Source organism: Mesorhizobium sp. M2A.F.Ca.ET.039.01.1.1, assembly GCF_003998035.1.
GTDB lineage: Bacteria > Pseudomonadota > Alphaproteobacteria > Rhizobiales > Rhizobiaceae > Mesorhizobium.
In genome coordinates this window covers 1-1,166 of the sequence record NZ_RZRY01001210.1, presented here as the reverse complement: position 1 = coordinate 1,166, position 1,166 = coordinate 1, and the positions used below count along the sequence as shown (strand labels likewise).

The window sequence follows — 1,166 nt, the reverse complement described above, 5'->3', positions numbered from 1 at the left end:
GTGCCGGACTGCTTGTCCTGATAGTGCCTTCCAGCACAACCGATGCACAGATAATGTTGGTTGCATGTCCTCCATGGATTGTACCTATGGTGATGATTGATCTATCATCTATAGGCATTTCCCGCGACACGACCTTTTGGATCTCGTTGATGAACGCAGCCGCGATCGTGATGGCATCAACGCCAGCGTGCGGAGTTGCTCCGTGGGCAGAGCTACCTGTCACAGTGACGCTGAACTGGTCTGCGGATTGGGTAATTGCACCGGGAAGAGCACCATATTTTCCACGCGGCATGGAGGGATCGACATGGAAGCCCACGGCGCAATCGAAGCCGTCAAGCAGGCCCGCTTCCACAACTGACCGTCCTCCGAGGGGCTCGGCTTCCTCAGCCGGCTGGAATATCACGCGAAGCCTTCCGGAGAAGTTGTGCCGTAGCCTGTGAGAGGCCAACGCAACGCCCATGGCGATTGAAGCATGCATGTCGTGACCGCACGCGTGCATTGTCCCCTCTACCCGGGATCGATAAGGCAGATCCGCCCGGTCCTCGCTTATCGGCAGGGCATCAATGTCACCTCGAACTGCAAGGGAGCGTCTGGGTCCCGAAGCTGTTCCCTCAATGTCGATGTAGAGTCCCGTATCATGAAACGTCTTCGCGCCGATGAGACCGAATGTTTCCAACGTTTCCCGTATACGCTGTTGTGTCTTCCACTCGTTGTTCGATAGTTCCGGCTCCCGATGCAACGCGTGGCGCAATTCTAGCAGCGCCTCGTGTTCGGAACTGGTCAGGAGACTGTTGACCCGAGAGTTCATATTGTTGCGCTCCTCCTGGCACGTATAAATCAGCATTCATTATTTCCGGAGCGGGGTGAATGCCGGTGAATCCACACGAAAGTTCGGCCGCTATTGGGCACCCGCTCAGATGGCTAGCGTCAGCAGATCAGCAGAAGGGCAATCCGTTCTACACGCTATTCGTCTTTGGAACGACGCCTAGGTCACATTTCGCGACAGACCAATTTCCGCCGCTAACTCGTCGCGGCGACTGTGTTCGCCAAGCAGATCGAGAGAATGCCAAGCCATCGAATTTACGCTACCCAGCACTGGGTGACCCAGAAAATCTCCAAGTTGCGCAAGGTCTTGTCGTCCGATCGAGAAGGCCGCGCACGAGACA

1 protein-coding gene and 1 pseudogene are annotated in these 1,166 nt (G+C 56.0%); both read right to left on the bottom strand.

Annotation, left to right across the window (positions count from 1 at the left end):
* Positions 1 to 844 (bottom strand): M20 family metallopeptidase (locus EOA24_RS38695; protein ID WP_245501973.1); only part of this gene is annotated, 844 nt, incomplete at its 3' end.
* 141 nt (positions 845 to 985) lie between these two features.
* A pseudogene (locus EOA24_RS42620) lies at positions 986 to 1,166 on the bottom strand (hypothetical protein); the annotation flags it as partial.